Origin of the sequence: Actinospineispora acaciae DSM 45401, from assembly GCF_000620785.1 — a bacterium.
In the GTDB taxonomy this organism is placed as follows: domain Bacteria; phylum Actinomycetota; class Actinomycetes; order Mycobacteriales; family Pseudonocardiaceae; genus Pseudonocardia; species Pseudonocardia acaciae.
Genome location: NZ_JIAI01000010.1, coordinates 223,555 through 236,737 on the forward strand (window position 1 = coordinate 223,555; position 13,183 = coordinate 236,737).

The 13,183-nt window shown below is 72.6% G+C and carries 15 protein-coding genes; 6 read left to right on the forward strand and 9 right to left on the reverse strand.

Features of this window, described 5'->3' with window-relative positions:
- Positions 1-3: 3 nt before the first annotated feature.
- The 4 genes from N912_RS56540 to N912_RS0134825 form a co-directional block, all read right to left on the reverse strand.
- Positions 4-258 (reverse strand): hypothetical protein, encoded by a 255-nt coding sequence (locus N912_RS56540; RefSeq protein ID WP_037068127.1) that lies wholly within the window; start codon positions 256-258, stop codon positions 4-6.
- Positions 255-515 (reverse strand): hypothetical protein, encoded by a 261-nt coding sequence (locus tag N912_RS0134815; protein WP_028926053.1) that lies wholly within the window; start codon positions 513-515, stop codon positions 255-257. The genes N912_RS56540 and N912_RS0134815 overlap by 4 nt, the downstream gene beginning before the upstream one ends.
- 151 nt (positions 516-666) lie before the next feature.
- Complete coding sequence (locus N912_RS0134820) at positions 667-1,569, reverse strand: serine hydrolase (protein ID WP_028926054.1); 903 nt, start codon at positions 1,567-1,569, stop codon at positions 667-669.
- Positions 1,566-2,450 (reverse strand): LysR family transcriptional regulator, encoded by an 885-nt coding sequence (locus N912_RS0134825; protein ID WP_028926055.1) that lies wholly within the window; start codon positions 2,448-2,450, stop codon positions 1,566-1,568. Before N912_RS0134825 ends, N912_RS0134820 begins: the two co-directional genes overlap by 4 nt.
- Positions 2,451-2,504: 54 nt before the next feature.
- Between N912_RS0134825 and bla the strand changes: the two genes are divergently transcribed.
- Together bla and N912_RS0134835 are read left to right on the forward strand one after the other, a co-directional pair.
- Positions 2,505-3,428, forward strand: coding sequence for a class A beta-lactamase (gene bla, locus N912_RS0134830; RefSeq protein ID WP_051581221.1), 924 nt, complete (start codon positions 2,505-2,507; stop codon positions 3,426-3,428).
- Positions 3,429-3,531: 103 nt separating this feature from the next.
- Positions 3,532-4,125: a DinB family protein gene (locus tag N912_RS0134835; RefSeq protein ID WP_028926057.1), complete on the forward strand. Its 594-nt coding sequence runs from the start codon at positions 3,532-3,534 to the stop codon at positions 4,123-4,125.
- A gap of 39 nt (positions 4,126-4,164) precedes the next feature.
- On the opposite strand, the gene N912_RS0134840 is transcribed toward N912_RS0134835, so the two are convergent.
- Positions 4,165-4,728 (reverse strand): TetR/AcrR family transcriptional regulator, encoded by a 564-nt coding sequence (locus N912_RS0134840; RefSeq protein ID WP_028926058.1) that lies wholly within the window; start codon positions 4,726-4,728, stop codon positions 4,165-4,167.
- Between the two features lie 75 nt (positions 4,729-4,803).
- Between N912_RS0134840 and N912_RS56545 the strand changes: the two genes are divergently transcribed.
- A complete protein-coding gene (locus N912_RS56545; RefSeq protein WP_051581222.1) occupies positions 4,804-5,487 on the forward strand; it encodes an enoyl-CoA hydratase/isomerase family protein in 684 nt (227 codons plus the stop codon).
- 9 nt (positions 5,488-5,496) lie between these two features.
- Here N912_RS56545 and N912_RS0134850 read toward each other — a convergent pair whose 3' ends face one another.
- The gene (locus tag N912_RS0134850; RefSeq protein ID WP_028926059.1) at positions 5,497-5,913 is read right to left on the reverse strand and encodes a RidA family protein; all 417 of its coding nucleotides are present in this window, start codon (positions 5,911-5,913) and stop codon (positions 5,497-5,499) included.
- Positions 5,910-6,686 (reverse strand): IclR family transcriptional regulator, encoded by a 777-nt coding sequence (locus N912_RS0134855; protein ID WP_028926060.1) that lies wholly within the window; start codon positions 6,684-6,686, stop codon positions 5,910-5,912. The genes N912_RS0134850 and N912_RS0134855 overlap by 4 nt, the downstream gene beginning before the upstream one ends.
- A 125-nt stretch (positions 6,687-6,811) precedes the next feature.
- Between N912_RS0134855 and N912_RS0134860 the strand changes: the two genes are divergently transcribed.
- The 3 genes from N912_RS0134860 to N912_RS0134870 are packed head-to-tail and all read left to right on the forward strand — an operon-like array spanning position 6,812 to position 11,181.
- Positions 6,812-8,104 (forward strand): alanine racemase, encoded by a 1,293-nt coding sequence (locus N912_RS0134860; RefSeq protein ID WP_028926061.1) that lies wholly within the window; start codon positions 6,812-6,814, stop codon positions 8,102-8,104.
- 6 nt (positions 8,105-8,110) lie between these two features.
- On the forward strand, positions 8,111-9,718 hold the full coding sequence (locus tag N912_RS0134865; RefSeq protein ID WP_028926062.1) for an N-acyl-D-amino-acid deacylase family protein: 1,608 nt from the start codon (positions 8,111-8,113) through the stop codon (positions 9,716-9,718).
- Positions 9,715-11,181: a GntP family permease gene (locus N912_RS0134870; protein WP_028926063.1), complete on the forward strand. Its 1,467-nt coding sequence runs from the start codon at positions 9,715-9,717 to the stop codon at positions 11,179-11,181. The genes N912_RS0134865 and N912_RS0134870 overlap by 4 nt, the downstream gene beginning before the upstream one ends.
- A gap of 82 nt (positions 11,182-11,263) precedes the next feature.
- On the opposite strand, the gene N912_RS0134875 is transcribed toward N912_RS0134870, so the two are convergent.
- Positions 11,264-11,587 (reverse strand): putative quinol monooxygenase, encoded by a 324-nt coding sequence (locus tag N912_RS0134875; protein ID WP_028926064.1) that lies wholly within the window; start codon positions 11,585-11,587, stop codon positions 11,264-11,266.
- Positions 11,588-11,603: 16 nt separating this feature from the next.
- Positions 11,604-13,022 (reverse strand): amidase, encoded by a 1,419-nt coding sequence (locus N912_RS0134880; protein WP_028926065.1) that lies wholly within the window; start codon positions 13,020-13,022, stop codon positions 11,604-11,606.
- Positions 13,023-13,183: the final 161 nt, after the last annotated feature.

The window sequence follows — 13,183 nt, forward strand, 5'->3', positions numbered from 1 at the left end:
GCGTTATAACCGCTGTTCGATGGCTGCAACCGCATCGGCTCCACCGCTGATCAACCCCAGCCCTCGTGTCAACTCCGCGTCCGCGCGCACCAACTCCGGCGGCACCAACCCATCGTGATACGACTGGCCCAGCTCGCTCAGCAGCGCGACGGCTTCGGCGAGCCGCTGCTCGGCGGACTGGGCACAACCATAGGCCGCCCGAAGCCGCTCGGATACCTCCGCGAGCGCGGCTTTGATATCGCCGAGCGACTCGGTCACAACCGGTGCGAGATGCCCTCGGCGGTGTCGATCGCCGTGCGCACCAGTTGCTGGACCTCGGACAGGCTGCTGACCGCGTGCTGGAGCTGGTTGTTGGCGTCGTGCACGTCGGCCTGCGCGCTGCCTTCGGTGACCCTGGTCAGCGCGTTCTGGGCCTCCTCCAGCTGAGAGTGCGCCTGCTGCAGCGCGCCGAGGCTCTCCGAGGCCTTCTGGTTGGCCAGCGCAATTCCGGCCCGCACCTCTTCGATGCTCGCCATGACGGCAAATCCCTTCGATGTCCTGCTCAGGCAAGAAATGTAGTACGCGATCTTGGATCACGGTCGGGCGACATGCGTGGCGAAACAATCGATGTCGTCACGCCACACCCGAGCGATATAGCATTTCTGTGACGGTTTCATTCGACCGCGTTTATATGTGCCGCAGGTGGTCGCGCAGCGCGCGGGCGACCCTGGCCATGAGCAGCTCGGCCTCGGGCTGGGTCACGGCGGGCACGCTGGACTCGGTGAGCGCGGCGACGGCGAAGGCCTGGCCGTCGGCGTGTTCGACGACGCCGACCTCGTGGCGCAGGTTGAGCAGCGTTCCGGTCTTGGACGCCCACCTGCTGGCGTCCGAGCTGAAGTCCGGGGCCAGGCGGTGGCGCAGCAGGTTGTGGTGCATGAGCTCGCGCACCTGGCCGGCGACCTCGCGGTCGATCTTGGAGGGCGTCCAGAGGGCCTGGAGGAGGTCGACGAAGGCGCGCGCCGAGCCGGTGTTGGCGCGGGTGACGTCGAGCTGGGCGACCGGGTGGCCGCGCCCGGCGGTGCCGGCGCCGATGGCCAGCGAGTGGGCCAGGTGGGCCTCGGCCTCGTGGAAACGTTCGGACGGGGTCTCGGTGAGCTCGTGGAGCAGGTGCCGGACGGTGATGCCGTGCAGGTCCCAGTCCCGCAGGGTGCGGGTCACCTCGGCGGGCGGGGTCAGGTCGAACAGCGCGTCGGACGCGACGCTGTCGCTGATCGCCATGCTCAGGTAGAGCAGGTCCTCGACGGCGATGCTGGCCGGGTGGCGGAACCTGCTCAGCCCGGTCGGGCCTGGGGTGGTGATGCGGCCGGGTTCGAGGCGCAGCTGGGTCGAGCCGTCCAGCTCGCCTCGGCGGATCCGGTCCAGCGTGACGGCCGCCAGCGGGAGCTTGACCAGCGAGGCGGCCGGGAGTTCGACGTCCGGCTCGATGCCGACCTCGGCGCCGGAGTGCAGGTCGCGGACCAGGAACGAGCCGCGCAGCCCGCCGTCGTCGAGCTCCGCGCGCAGTGCCCGGACCAGCGCTTCGGCGTTCATCCGTCCTCCTCCGTGGCGCCCAGGCAATGTGCGATGGCCGTCCGCAGCCGGGTGCGGAGGCGGTCGGCGTCGTCGGGGATGGCGGCGGTGACGTCGTAGCCCCTGGCCAGTTGCAGCTCCCCGATCGGGCGCCAGCGTAGGCCCAGCTCGCGCGCCTGCTCGGTGGAGCACAGCAGTAGGTCGGCCGAGCCGAGTACCTCGGCGGTGGCCGCCGTGAGCGAACCGGCCACCGCTACCTGCGACGGCGGCAGGCCCACCGCGTCGCGCACGCGCATCAGGCGGTCGCGGATGTGGGGGACGTCGTCCTCGGGCTGGATCCAGACCCGGCGCCGGGGGCGACCGCCGGAACGTCCGACCCGCAGCGACTCCAGGTGGACGGCACCCGCCGCCCGCAGCGCCGCGGCGCCGGCGACGCCCAGCGGCACCTTCCAGGCGCCGTCCTCGGCGGGCACCGAGGCGAGCGCGGCGCGCACCTCGTGGGTTCGTACCAGCTGGACCCGCTCGCCCGGCGCGGCGGCGCGGAACTCCAGGAAGAGTTCGTGCGCGCGGGCCTCCGCGTCGAGCTCGGCCAGCGCCCGGGTGGTGCAGGTGTCCGGCACCGCCACCCGCAGCGGGCGCAGCCTGGCCCGGTGCGCGTCCTGCTCCAGGGCGTCGGCCAGGCGCACCAGCCGCTGCGCGGAGTGGAGCATGTCCTGGCCGAACTGGGTCAGGCCGGCCCTGCGGGTGGACCTGTCGAACAGCCGCTCGCCGAGGTGGCGTTCCAGCGCGGCGATGCGCCGGCTGGCCACCGACTGCGGGATGCCCGCGGCGGCGGCGCCCCTGGTGAAGCTGCCGGTCTCGCTGACGCACACGAACGCCCGGCAGCCGGCGATGAGGTCCACCGCCGCATCTTATGTTCGTACGGCATCGGACTGGTCGTTTCTGTCTTGGACGGCATGAGCGGGCCGGGCCAGGATGCGAGCGTGTCCATTCCACGCATCTCACCGCTGGCGGCCGCCCTGGTCGGTGTGCTCGCCGTCGCGCTGTCCGGCTGCGGCTCCGTCGAAGCCCCGGCCCCGCCCGCTCCCGCGTCCCGCACCGTCGCTGCCGATGAGTTCGGCGGCCTGGAACGGGAGTACGGCGCGCGCCTCGGCGTGTACGCGGTGGACACCGGCACCGGGCGGGAGGTCGCCTACCACGCCGACGACCGCTTCGGCCACGCGTCCACGTTCAAGGCGCTCGCCGCCGGCGCGATCCTGCGGCGGGTGCCGCTGGACGGGCTGAACAAGGTGGTCCGGTACGCGCGGAGCGACCTGAAGAGCAACTCGCCGATCACCCAACAGCACGTCGACACCGGCATGACGCTGCGCGCGGCCATGGACGCGGCGGTCCGCTACAGCGACAACACCGCGGGGAACCTGCTGTTCCGCGAGCTGGGCGGGCCGGGTGGCCTGACCGCCGCGCTGCGTGACCTCGGCGACACCGTCACCCGCTCGGACCGGTTCGAGACCGAGCTCAACGACGTCTCCCCCGGCGACCCCCGCGACACCAGCACCCCGCGAGCCCTGGCCGGCAGCCTGCGGGCGTTCACCGTCGGCACCGCCCTGCCCGAGGACCGCCGCGCGCTGCTCACCGACATGCTGCGTGCCAACACCACCGGCGCCACCCTGATCCGGGCCGGGGCGCCCGCCGGCTGGCAGGTCGGCGACAAGTCGGGCGCCGGCGGCCGCGCGACCCGCAACGACATCGCCGTCGTCTGGCCGCCCGGCCGCGCGCCGCTCGTGCTGGCCGTGCTGTCCGACCGCCCGGCCCCCGACGCCCCGTACGACGACAAGCTGATCGCCCGGGCCGCCGCCGTCGCCTTCGCCGCCTTCCGGTGACCGCCGCCGCATACCTACCTGGGGTTCCGCACGCCCCGCACCATGTGCGGCACCCCAGCAAGGTGTGCGGAGGCCCTGTGGGCGGCGGTGGGAGGGTGGGGGTATGACGGATCCGAAGGGGGACCTCCATGAGTACCTGCGGGCGGGGCGGGAGGCGATGCTGTGGAAGCTGGAGGGGGTGTCCGAGTATGACGTGCGGCGGCCGCTGACGCGGACGGGGACGAACCTGTTGGGGCTGGTCAAGCACCTGATCGGGGTCGAGCTGGGGTACTTCGGGCCGACGTTCGGGCGTCCGTACGAACCGTTGCCGTCGTGGATCTCCGACGAGGCCTTTGAGGCCGATCCGAACGTGGACATGTGGGCCACCGAGGACGAGCCGCGCGAGTGGATCATCGGGCTGTACCGGGCGGCGTGGGCGCACGCGGACGCGACGATCGAGATGTGTGCGCTGGACGCGGTCGGCCGGGTGGAGCACTGGCCGCCCGAGCGCGCCGAGATCACCCTGCACCGCGTGCTCGTGCACGTCACCGCCGAGACGCACCGGCACGCCGGGCACGCCGACATCGTCCGCGAGGTCATCGACGGCGCGGTGGGGCTGCGCCGGGACCGCGACAACATGGCGCCGGGCGACGAGGCGGCCTGGGCGGAGCATCGTGAGCGGGTGGAGCGGGCGGCGGGGGCGGCGGCCGGGCGGTAACCCGGATACGGACGGTATGACGGCTCGTCGAACGGACAGTTACGCTTCGTCAAGCGCTTGACGGATAGATCGTTCTAATTGCGCGCCGACCCGGCGCAGGGGTTCGTCATCGCCGCGAGCCCGGCACAGGATGAGCGCGCCCTCCACGGAGGCCACGGCCAGTGTGGCCAGATCCGAGGCGTGCTCGGCGGAGAGCCCGGCGCGTTCCAGGCGCGAACCCAGGGCGGCCTGCCAGGCGGCGAAGGCCTCGTTCGCGGCGGCGCGCAGGCGCGACTCGTCCGGTCCGCTGCCCTGCGCGACGGCCGCGACCGGACAACCGGGCCGCAGCTCACCGCGCACCAGCGTGGCGGCGACCAGGTCAACGAACCCCCCGACCGCCCGCACCGGGTCGACGTCCTCGGACAGCACCGCGGCCACGGACTCGCCCACCCAGCGGACCACCTCCTCGGCCAGCTCCAGTTTGCCGCGCGGGAAATGGTGGTAGATCGAGCCCCGGGCCGCCCCGGCGCGCTCGACCACCTCGCGGAAGCCGGTGGCCACGTATCCCCGGTCGCGGAACAGCGCCGAGGCCGCGCGGATCATGCGGTCACGAGCGTGGTCCATCGTTCTCCTTGACTATGACACCCGTCATAGCCAGTATGACACCCGTCATAGTCCGAAGCGAGGAGCGTGAACGGCATGGGCGAGCTGCGGCAGGAACGTCCCCGCGCGGGGGTGGCGTTGATGGTGCTGGACCGCCCGGACGCGGCCAACGCGCTGTCGATCTCGCTGCGCGACGAGGTGACGGCCGCGCTCGCGACCCTCGTCGACGACCCGGACGTGCGCGTCATCGCGGTGACCGGGGCGGGGCGGCACTTCTGCGCGGGGTTCGACCTCGGCGAGTTCGAGGCGAACACAGGCGAGGACGCCAAGCGGCGGCTCTGGGAGTCCTCGGACGCGTTCCACCGCGCCTGGCTGGAGTGCGCGCTGCCGACGGTGGCGATCGTGAACGGCCCGGCGCTGGGCGGCGGGTTCGACCTGGCGACGATGTGCGACGTGCGGGTGGCCGGCGAGTCGGCCTGGTTCGCGCACCCGGAGCACGCCTTCATCGACCCGGTGTTCTCGCCGCTGCACGACCTGGTCGGCGGCTCGATGGCGCGCTACCTCACGCTCACCGGGCGGCGGCTGGGCGTGCGGCGGGCGCACGAGCTGGGGCTGGTCGGGTCGGTGCACCCGGACGCCGAGCTGCGCGAGGCCGGGCTGGACCTGTGCGCCGACATCGCGAAGGGTCCGCGCGAGGCGCTGGTGCGCAGCAAGGCCAAGGCCCGAGCCCGCGCGGGCATCACGCTCGGCGACCGGGTGGGTGCGACCCTGGATCTCTAGGACGCCCGATCAGGCCGAGGGCACCGCCAGCGCGTCGATCTCCACCAGCATCCGCGGCAGCGGGAGCTGGACGAACACGGTGGTCCGGCTGGGCAGCACGCCGCTCTTCACGTGCTCGGCGAGGAACTCGGAGTAGACCTCGTTCATCGCGGCGAAGTCGTCACGGGTGGTCAGGTACACCCGCATCATGATCACGTCGTCCACGCTCGACCCGCCGGCCTCCAGGATGGCCCGGACGTTCTCCAGCGTCTGGCGGGTCTGCGCGCGGACGTCGCCCTCGCCGACCAGGGTGTTCGTCTTCGGGTCCCCGGCGCCCTGGCCGGACACGGCGAGCAGCCCGCCCTTGCGCACGGCCTGGCTGTACACGGCCAGCGGGGCGGGGGCGTCCGGGGAGGTGACTGCCGTCTTCTCGGCCGAAGAGGTCATGGGTGTCCTTTCACGGGGTCGCGCACGGTCACGGGGCGCCAGCCGCAGTCGCGGGAGATCCGCTCGGTCACGGCCAGCAGCGACGGCAGCAGCTCTCGCAACCGCTCGTCGCTCATCACGATATTCGGCACCGAGACCGACACGGCGGCCACCGCCCGGCCGGTGGCGTCCCGGACCGGCGCGGCGATGCAGTTGATGGACGGCTCGTTCTCCTCGCCGTCGTGCGCCCAGCCCTGGGCCCGGACCCGGTCCAGCTCGGCGCGGAAGGCGTCCGCGTTCGTGATCGTGTTCGGGGTGCGGGGTACGAACGTGAGCGCCGCGAGCACGGCGTCCAGCTCGGCCGGCAGCAGCCAGGCCACCAGCGCCTTGCCGGCCGCCGTGCAGTGCACCGGGGCGCGCAGCCCGACCCGGGAGGCCATCCGCACGTGGTCGTGCGACTCCAGCTTGTCGATGTAGACGATCTCCGCGCCGAGCAGCTCGGACAGGTGCGTGGTCCGGCCGTGCTCGCGGTTGAACGCGGCCAGGTGCGGCAGCGCGATGCCCCGGACCTCGCGCTGGTCCAGCCCGCGCGAGGACAGCTCGTGGATGCGCGCGCCCAGGTGGTAGCGGTGCGTGCGGTCCCGGAACACGAAGTGCTCGGACCCCAGCGTGCGCAACATCCGCAACACCGTCGTCTTGTGCACACCCACGCCGTCCGCCAGCTCGTCCAGGCTCGCCGGCCCGTCCCCCAACCTGGCCAGGATCCGCAACGCCCTGCCCAAGCTCTGGCTCATCGCCACCTCTCCGCCCGGCCGTTGACGACCCGGGGCGCCGATGCTACAACCGTCACAGCGCACGGTGCAATGAACGTTGCACTGCGTGCAATCACACTGCTCAGAGCGATCTGGAAGGACGCCGTATGAGCGGGACGCGCGCGGTCGACCCCGGCCTGCTCGCCGAGCTGTCCGAACACCGGCTGACCGGGCTGGAGAAGGGGCTGCCCGCCTCCGCCCGGGGACGGACGGTCGCGGAGTTCCTGGCCGCCGGCCCCCGGCTATCCCAGTTCCACACCCCGCTGCTCGCGCTGGACGCGTCCGCGCTGGACGAGAACCTGGCACGGATGGCCTCCTGGTGCGCGGAGCGTGGGGTGGGGCTGGCGCCGCACGGCAAGACCACCATGGCCCCCGCGCTGTGGGACCGCCAGTTGCGGGCCGGCGCCTGGGGCATCACCGTGGCCAACGCGCCGCAGCTGCGGGTGGCGCTGCGGTTCGGGGTGCCGAGCGTGCAGCTGGCCAACGAGCTGGTGGACCCGAGCGCGCTGGCCGAGCTGGCCGACGCGCTGCGCGCCGACCCGGGGTTGACGGTGCACACCTGGGTGGACTCGGTGGACACGGTGGGCGCCATGGACGCGGCGTTGACGTCCACGGGGGTGGAAAGGCCGCTGACGGTGCTGGTCGAGCTGGGCGCGCCCGGTGGGCGGACCGGGGCTCGGGACGCCGACGCCGCGCACGCGGTCGCGAAGGCGGTGAACGCGAGCCCGTACCTGGTGCTCGGCGGGGTGTGCGGGTACGAGGGTGCGCTGGCGCACGACCGGTCACCGGACGCACTGGAGGCCGTCCGCCGCTACCTGCGCGAGCTGGCCGAGCTGCACACCGCGCTGCGTGAGGGTGGGCGTTACGAGGTGGACGTCGCGGTGGTCACCGCCGGCGGCAGCTCGTTCTTCGACGAGGTGACCGACGCGCTCGCGCCGCTGGCCGGGCCGGACACGCTGGTGCTGCTGCGCTCGGGGGCGTACCTGATCCACGACGACGGCTTCTACTCCGGGATCTCGCCGTTCGCCCGATCCTCGCCGTTCCACTCGGCGATGCACGCCTGGGCGCGGGTGCTGTCGCGCCCGGAGCCGGGGTTGGCGCTGCTGGACGTCGGCAAGCGGGACGTCCCGTTCGACGAGGGCCTGCCCCGCCCGCAACTGGTCGCCGACGACCTCGGCGCGCCGACCACCCCACTGGCCGGCGAGGTGACCGCCGTGAACGACCAGCACGCGTTCGTCCGCCTGGGTCCGGACACCCCGTTACGGGTCGGGCAGGTGGTGCGCCTGGGGCTGTCGCACCCGTGCACGGCGTTCGACAAGTGGCGGTGGATCCCGGTGCTCTCACGCGACGGCGACGGTGAGGATCCGCTGGTCGTGGACCTCGTCCGGACGTACTTCTAAACGATCATGCGGACCCTCATCCGCCGCGCCACCGTCGTCGACGGCACCGAGACCGAGCGCTACGTCGCCGACGTGCTCGTCGCCGGCGACCGGATCGAGACGATCGGGTCCGTCTCCCCCTCCGACGCCGAGCCGGACCGGGTGATCGACGCGGACGGGCTCGCGCTCGCGCCCGGCTTCATCGACATGCACGCGCACTCCGACCTCGCGCTGCTGCTCGACCCCGAGCACCTGGCCAAGCTCAGCCAGGGCGTCACCACCGAGCTGCTCGGCCAGGACGGGCTGTCCTACGCCCCGGTGGACGACGCCGCGCTGACCGTGCTCCGCCGCAAGATCGCCGGCTGGAACTCCGACCCCGGCCCGGACGCCTTCACCTGGCGCACCGTCGCGGGCTACCTGGACCGCATCGACGCGGACGCGGCCGGCAACGGGGCGTACCTGGTGCCGCACGGGGTGCTGCGCGCGCTGGTCTGCGGCTGGGAGGACGTGCCGGCCACGATCACGGACATCACCGCGATGTGCGGGCTGCTGCGCACGGCGATGGCCGAGGGCGCCGTCGGCATGTCCGCCGGGCTGACCTACACCCCCGGCATGTACGCCGACTCCGCCGAGCTGGTCGCGCTGTGCACGGTGGTCGGCGAGCTGGGCGGGTTCTTCGCCCCGCACCACCGCTCCTACGGCAAGGGCGCGCTGGACGCCTACGCCGAGATGATCGACCTGACCACCCGCGCCCGCTGCCCGCTGCACCTGTCGCACGCGGTGATGAACTTCGGGCCGAACGCCGGGCGCGGCGGCGAGCTGGTCTCGTTGCTGGACGAGGCGATCGCGGCCGGCGCGGACATCAGCCTGGACACCTACCCGTACCTGCCGGGCGCGACGACGCTGTCCGCCGTGCTCCCGAGCTGGTCGACCTCCGGCAGCCCGGACGACACCCTGGCCCGGCTGCGCGACCCGGCCGCGCTGGAGCGGATCCGGGCCGACCTGGAGGTGAACGGCTCGGACGGCTGCCACGGCGTGGTCGCCGAGTGGGACACCATCGAGATCAGCGGGGTGTCCCGGTCGTCGCTGTCGTGGGCGGTCGGCCACACGGTCGCCGAGCTGGCCGCGCGCGACGGGCGGGAGCCGTTCGAGGTGTTCGTCGACCTGCTGGTCCGCGACGACCTGGGCACCGGGATCCTGCAGCACGTCGGGCACGAGGAGAACGTGCGGACGATCATGCGCCACGCCCGGCACACCGGCGGCAGCGACGGCCTGCTGGTGGGGGCGAAGCCGCACCCTCGGGCCTGGGGGACGTTCCCGCGCTACCTCGGTCACTACTGCCGCGAGCTGGGGCTGTTCTCGCTGGAGGAGTGCGTCGGGCACCTCACCGGGCGGGCGGCGGCCCGGCTGGGGCTGCGCGACCGCGGCCTGGTGCGTCTTGGCTACGCCGCTGACCTGGTGCTGTTCGACCCGGACACGGTCGCCGACACCGCCACCTACGACCGGCCCCGCAGCCCGGCGGCCGGCATCCCCTACGTGCTGGTGAACGGAGAGTTCGCGATGGACGACGGCCGCCGGACCGATGCCGTGGCAGGACGGGCGCTGCGCCGTAGAGGGGCTGGTGACGTCCGATGAGCGGGTTCGTCAACTGGCTGCATCACGACGCCTCGGGGCTGCTCACCCTGGCGGCTGTGAGCGTCGCCGTCCTGCTGTTGCTGATCATCAAGTTCAAGGTGGAGCCGTTCATCGCGCTGATCGTGGTCAGCGTGCTGGTCGCGCTGGCCGGCGGGGTGTCGGTCGCGGACCTGGTCGGGACGCCGATCAAGTCGTCGTCCTCGCTGCTGGAGACCGGGTTCGGCAGCATCCTCGGGCACGTGGCACCGATCATCGGGCTGGGTACGGTGCTCGGCGCGGTGCTGGAGCGCTCCGGCGGGGCGGACGTGCTCACCAGCCGGCTGCTCGCGCTGTTCGGGCCCAAGGGCGCGCCGCTGGCGATGGGGGTGACCGGGCTGATCCTGGGCATCCCGGTGTTCTTCGACATCGGCGTGTTCGTGATCGCGCCGCTGGTGTACGTGGCGGCCAAGCGCGGCGGGCGCTCGCTGGTGCTCTACGCGATGCCGATGCTCGCCGGGCTGTCCATGACGCACGCGTTCCTGCCGCCGCACCCCGGGCCGGTGGCCGCCGCCGGGCTGCTGCACGTGAGCCTGGGCTGGATCATCATCATGGGCGTGGCCTGCGGCATCCCGGCCTGGCTGGTGGCGGGCGTGTGGTGGGGCTCGTTCATCGGGCGGCGGACGATGGTGGAAGTGCCGGCCGACATGGTGGTCGAGAGCAGCGCCAGCGGAACGAGCATCGACACCGAGCCTGCCGGTTCGGGCGGCAACCCTGATGGTGGTGGGGGGACGGCGACGCTGGCCCGCACCCGGCCGCCGTCGGTCGGGCTGATCGCCTTCATCGTCCTGGTGCCGATGGTGCTGATCCTGGCCGCCACCGTGGCCACCATCGCGCTGGCGGACGGGTCGACGACCCGCTCGGTGCTGCTCTTCCTGGGCAACCCGACGATCGCGCTGACCATCGCGGTGCTGGTGGCCATGTACCTGCTCGGCATCCGGCGCGGCACCACCGTCACCGAGCTGGGCCGGATCACCGGCGAGTCGCTCAAGCCGATCGGCATGATCCTGCTGGTGATCGGCGCCGGCGCGTTCTTCGGCGCGGTGCTGCGCGCGACCGGCGTCGGCGACGCGATGGCCAAGTCGCTGACCGCCGGCGGGCTGCCGCTGATCGTGGCCGCCTACCTGATCAGCTGCGCGCTGCGGCTGGCGCAGGGCTCCGCGACCGTCGCCATCGTCACCACCGCCGGGATCATCGGCCCCTCGGTGGCCGCCGGCGGCTACTCGCAGGCCCAGATCGCGCTCATAGTGATCGCCGTATCCGCCGGCTCGATCATCGCCAGCCACGTCAACGACGGCGGCTTCTGGATCGTCGCGCGCTACTTCAACATGTCCGTCAAGGACACCCTGAAAACCTGGACGCTCCTGGAGACGATCCTCTCGGTGGTCGGCTTCGCCGCCGCCGGCCTCCTCTGGGCGGTGATCTAGCCACACACCCGGTTCGTACCCAGCACAACGGCTTCAGCGCGTGTGCGGGGTACGAAGTGGGTGTGCGAACGCCCCTATACGGTCACTCCGGGGAGACCTCGGCCATGTCGGACCAGGCCTCGCCGGGCAGGGCTTGGTAGTTGATCTTTGGGCGTTCGGTGATCATCTTGGGCATCCACTTGAAGAAGTTCGTGGCGTGCTCGGTGGCCACGTGCGCGGACCCGGCGTCGCCGTCCGCGAACGTCTCGACGATCGCGAACTCGTTGGGCTTCTCGGCGTTCTCGTAGTAGTCGAACGAGACGTTGCCGGGCTCGCCGCGCACGTCGGCGGTGTACCGCTTGATCCCGGCCAGCCACTCGTCGCGCTTCTCCGGCCGGATCTGGGCCTTCAGGACGATCAGGATCATGTCAACCTCCCGGTGCTCACCGGGCCACCGAGGGCCGGCGCTCGCCGTACCGGGTGGCCTGCTCGAACGCGTGGCCGGCGCGCAGGATCGCCAGGTCGCCCTGGTGCGGGCCGACGATCTGCAGGCCGATCGGCAGTCCGCCGGGGGTGAACCCGGCCGGAACCGATACCGCCGGACATCCCGTTATTGTTATCAAATATGACGACGCCATCCAGTCCAGGTAGTGCGGCGTCGGCCGGCCGGCCACCTCGGTGGGCCAGTCCCACTCGACAGGGAACGGCGGCACCTGGCTGACCGGGGCGAGCAGCAGGTCGTACTCGGTGAAGAACTCCCGCACCCGGTGGTAGATCGCGGTGTGCTCGGCCTCGGCGCGGGCCACGTCGGCGCCGGAGAGCCGCCGGCCGTGCTCGATGTTCTCCAGCAGCTGCGGGCTGTACGCCTCGGGGTGCGCGGCGGCCTGCTCGCCGTGCGCCAGCTCGAACATCCACGCGCGCAGGGTGCGGAAGGCATCGTCGGCGCCGGTCAGGTCCGGGCAGGCCGGCTCCACCTCGCAGCCCAGCTCGGCGAACACCGCCGGCGCGGCCGCCAGCACCTCGCTCACCTCCGGGTCCACCGGCACCCGGCCGCCCAGGTCCGGCGCCCAGGCCACCCGCAGCCCGGTCAGGTCGGCGGCCAGCGGGCCTGCCACGTCCGACCCGCGCTGGTACAGCGCCGAGGGCGCCCTCGGGTCCGGCCCGGCCATCACGGACAGCCCCAACGTCACGTCCGCCACGGTGCGCGCCATCGGCCCCTGTACGCCCAGCGGCGACCAGGGCAGCGGATCCGGCCACTTCGGCACCCGCCCCGGCGAGGGCCGCAGGCCGACCACGTTGCAGAACGACCCCGGGTTGCGCAGCGAACCGCCGAGGTCGCTGCCGTCCGCGAGCGGGTGCATGCCGCAGGCCAACGCCGCCGCCGCGCCCCCGCTGCTCCCGCCGGCCGACCTGTTCAGGTCATACGGGTTGCGGGTGGCCCCGAACACCGGGTTGACGGTGTGGCTGCCGGCCGCGAACACCGGCACGTTGGTCTTGCCGATCGTGATCGCGCCCGCCTGCCGCAGCCGCTCGATGACCAGCTCGTCCGTCTCCGGCACGTTGTCCGCCAGCAGCGGCGAGCCGTACGTGGTCCGGATCCCGCCGGTGTCGTGGGTGTCCTTGTGCGCGATCGGCACCCCGTGCAGCGGACCCAGCGGCTCGGCGCGCGCCGACCACCGCTTGTCGGCCTCGTCCGCCTCCTCCAGCGCCCGCTCCGCGACCAGGGTGACCACCGCGTTCACCGCCGGGTTGACCCGCTCGACCTGATCCAGGTGCGCCTGCACGACCTCCCGCGCCGACGCCTCACCGTCCCTGATCAGCCGTGCCAGCTCACCGGCATCGGCCCAGCACAGTTCGCTCACGACGCGGCCCGTATCAGCGATTGAGACGACAACATAGCGAAGAACGTTACCGCCGCGACCGCCGCCTCGCCGCCCTCACGAGGATCCATGGGGCTCGTCCGTCCCACGCCGTCCTGGCCCGCGGCGCAGGCCCCGTCCCTGCCTGCGCCTGCGCCTGCGCC